The 3,390-nt window shown below is 68.8% G+C and carries 3 protein-coding genes and 1 pseudogene; 1 reads left to right on the forward strand and 3 read right to left on the reverse strand.

What is annotated here, in order from left to right:
• From ACAM49_RS39320 to ACAM49_RS39330, 3 genes are all read right to left on the reverse strand, one after another.
• A partial coding sequence (locus ACAM49_RS39320) for an FAD-dependent monooxygenase (RefSeq protein ID WP_369640598.1) occupies positions 1–1,234 on the reverse strand: 1,234 nt, incomplete at its 3' end.
• Positions 1,231–1,806, reverse strand: coding sequence for a TetR/AcrR family transcriptional regulator (locus ACAM49_RS39325; RefSeq protein ID WP_369640599.1), 576 nt, complete (start codon positions 1,804–1,806; stop codon positions 1,231–1,233). The genes ACAM49_RS39320 and ACAM49_RS39325, both read right to left, overlap by 4 nt.
• A 31-nt stretch (positions 1,807–1,837) precedes the next feature.
• Positions 1,838–2,728 carry an alpha/beta hydrolase gene (locus tag ACAM49_RS39330; protein ID WP_369640600.1) on the reverse strand — a complete coding sequence of 297 codons (891 nt, stop codon included), beginning with the start codon at positions 2,726–2,728 and terminating at the stop codon, positions 1,838–1,840.
• Positions 2,729–2,916: 188 nt separating this feature from the next.
• Between ACAM49_RS39330 and ACAM49_RS39335 the strand changes: the two are divergent.
• Positions 2,917–3,390: pseudogene (locus ACAM49_RS39335) on the forward strand (hypothetical protein); the annotation flags it as partial.

Below are 3,390 nucleotides of genomic sequence, written 5' to 3' on the forward strand. Positions count from 1 at the left end.
GGGTGGGGTGGGGGCCGCGGAAGTAGTCGAAAAGTCTTGTGCCGGAGGCGGAGATGCCGTCGGGGGCGCGGTCTCCGGCGCGGAGGGCGCCCGGGTGTTCGCGGTCATCGAGGGCGAGGGGGCCGGTGCGGTAGGTGATGTCGAGCTGGTGGATGGCGGGTGCGCCGCCGCCGTGGAAGTCCTGGCGATGCAGCAGCGTGCTCAGGCCCAGCACATTCGCGGCGACCGGCATGCGTTCGGCGGCATAGGTTTCCAGGAGAACCGGGTCCGCGCCTGACTGCACCGCGGCCAGCTTCCAGCCGAGGTTGTAGGCGTCCTGGACACCGGTATTGAGGCCCTGGCCGCCCGCCGAGGAGTGCACGTGCGCGGCGTCGCCCGCCAGCAGCACCCGGCCGACCCGGTAGCGGTCGACCATGCGGGCGTTCACGCGGTAGAGGGAGACCCAGCGCATGTCGTGCAGGTGGATGTCGGTGCGGCCGGAGCGGTTCCGGCAGAGTCGCCGCACGGCATCGAGGGTTAGCTCGGGGGCCTGGTCGGCGGGCATCGAGGCGACGAACTGATAGTAGTCGCTGTCGGGGAGATTCCACAGCGAGAAGCGTTCGCCCACATTGCCGTTGCCGGTGAGGATGTGGCAGAACCGGCCGTCGAGGCCGTCGGCGCGGATGTCGCCGATCAGGGTGCGTTCGGTCTCGAAGGTATCGCCCTCGAAGCCGATGCCGAGCGCTTTGCGCACGGTGCTGTGCCCGCCGTCGGCGGCTACGAGGTAGTCGGCGCGGAGCTCACCAAAGGCTGTGCTCGCGGTGACGCCGTCGGAATCCTGGGTGACGTCCAGTATTTCGGTGTTCCATTCGACCTGGCCGCCGAGTTCGATCAGGCGGGCGTGCAGGATCTCCTCGGTGCGCCACTGCGGAATGAGCCACGTCTCGGGATAGGGCACGGCGGGCGATGCGACAAGCCCTGGTGCACCGAGCATTTCGGCGACCGAACGCTCCCAGACGACGTCGCGGCCTTGGTAGAGACGGAATTTCGGGAAGGGTTCGCCGCCGGCCAGCACCGCGTCGATGACACCCAGATCGTCGAAGACCTCGAGGGTGCGCGGTTGCAGGCCCTTGGCGCGGGAGCCCGGGAAGACCCCGGCGGCCCTGTCGACTATGCGGCACGGCACATTTCGGCGGGCCAGATCGCAGGCGAGGGTCAGTCCGGTCGGCCCGGCGCCGACGATGAGAACGGTCACGGTGGAGTTCCTCGATGATCGAGCAGAACCAGCAGCACGTCGTCGACGAGGCGGGTGATGAAGGCGTCGTCGAAGGGGGTGCCGATCTGCATGCGGCGCATGATCATGGCCTCGGCCACGTCATGGATGAGTTCGGTGTCGGTGTCGGCGGGCAGGTCGCCGCGGTCGATGGCGCGGTGCAGGGCGTCGTGGAACGGGGACAGCTCCTCGTTGTCCAGGTGCTCGTGCAGCGCGGCCGCCAGCTCCGGATCGTGGCGCATGGCGGCGATCAGGCCGCCGATCAGGGCGGTCATGCGCTCGGAATCCTTGACGCGCAAGGCCTCCAGCACCGCCACCAGGTCGCCGCGCAGCGTGCCGGTGTCGGGGATGTCGGCATTGTGCTGGGCGTCGTAGGCGTCCAGGGCGGCCTTCACCAGCTGGGCCTTGTTGCGCCAGCGGCGGTAGATGGTGGCCTTGCTGGCGCTGGCGCGGGCGGCCACGGCGTCCATGGTGAGCGCCGGATAGCCGCTCTCGGCGAGCAGATCCATGGTGGCGGTCAGGATCGCGTCGACCCGCTGTTGTCCTCGAACCATGCTCGAAGGGTACGAACCGGTTTCGTACACTTCAAACACCGCCGGTGACGAAGGAGGCGATGTCGGCGAGTGCGCGCTCGGCTTCGGGGATCGGGAACAGTGGCCAGACGTGCGGCATGCCGGGGTATTCGTGCCAGGTCAGCGGGAAGTCCTGCTCCGCGGCCAGTTTTCGCAGCCGTCGGGCGTCGGCATTGAGGATCTCGCGGGTGCCGATGAACAGGGCGATCGGCGGGAGGCCGTCGAGCGTGCCGAACAGCGGGCTGACCAGGGGGTCGCGCAGATCGACGTCCCCGGCGAACATGCGGGTCAGCGCGCGCAGGCCGCGGGCGGGGACGACCGGGTCGAGCGGGTCGAGTTCGTCGATGGCCGGATCGGTGACGGTCGCGTCCAGCGCGGGTGAGAGCAGTACCAGGCGAGCCGGTTTCGGGAGGCTGTGGTCGCGGGCCCGCATGGCCAGCGACAGGGCCAGGTTGCCGCCGGAGGAATCGCCCATGAGGGTCAGGTCCGTGCCAGCCGCGCGGTCGGCGTACAGGGACAGCAGCCAGGCGTGGGTTTCCCGGGCGGTGTGCTCGGGCGCGAGCGGATACAGCGGCACGATGAACGAACAGTCCAGCAGGTCCGCGAGTTTCGCGATCAGCTCCCAATGCGGGTCGGTGATCGGGCGGGACCAGCCGCCGCCGTGGAGATATAGCACTCGCCGGTCGGAGCGCCCGGAGTGCGGATCGACCGTATAGACGGTGTGGCCCTCGACCTTCTCCTCCCCCACGATCAGGCCCGCACGATGTAGCGCCGATGGCGTGGCCGGGCCCTTCTTGCGATCCGCGGCGATGGTGCGGCGGATGCGTTCGGGGCCGTCGATCGCGTTGCGGACGCGCAGTGCGCGTATCGCCGCGATGAGCAGACGGGCTCTGACGCTTGGCATTTCAATCACCTCCCGGCTTGAAGTGTACGAAACGGTTTCGTTCACTTCAAGCTCCGAGGCGCGATCGCATACGTACCGGCCCGATTATTCGGCGGTGAAGTTCGCCGACGTTGTGGCTAGCATCGGCGTTCGTGCGTTCAGTTTCCGGGGGAGAATTCCGAATTCGACTGATCGCCCTCATAGCGGGGGTGCTCGGTGTTGTCTTGGCGGTGCTCACGCCGCTACTGCCGGTTCGGCAGGATCGGGCGAGTATCGAATGGCCGCAGGCGCAGGCGGTGCAGCTGACCGCGCCGCTGGTCGATTACGTGCCGCTGTCGCTGGATGTGAGCGTGCCCTGCGCGGTGCTGCGTGACGTCCCGAGCGGGACCATCCTTTCGACGGTGCCCGCCCAGGCACCCGGCGGTGAGGCCAAGGGCCTGATCGCCCGGATCGAGGACAAGCCCGGCACCGGCCGCACCCTCTCGGTGGCCCTGCGCAGCATCCCCCTCCTCACCGCATCGGTCTTCGAAATGACCGGCGTCGGAACAGCTTCCGACCCGGCCATCACCACGCCCTCCGGCGTAACGCCATCACCCACCGCCACACCGACCCCGACGCCGGGCGTGAACCCGCCCGCCGGTGCAGCTCCGCCGAACGGCTCGAACCCGGTATCCGGAGCCACC

The organism is Nocardia sp. JMUB6875 (assembly GCF_041154655.1).
Taxonomy (GTDB): Bacteria; Actinomycetota; Actinomycetes; order Mycobacteriales; family Mycobacteriaceae; genus Nocardia.

Excerpts from the sequence above, each read along its gene's own strand:
- ACAM49_RS39325 (WP_369640599.1), bottom strand. The coding sequence starts at position 1,806 with ATGGTTCGAGGACAACAGCGGGTCGACGCGATCCTGACCGCCACCATG.
- ACAM49_RS39330 (WP_369640600.1), bottom strand. The coding sequence starts at position 2,728 with ATGCCAAGCGTCAGAGCCCGTCTGCTCATCGCGGCGATACGCGCACTG.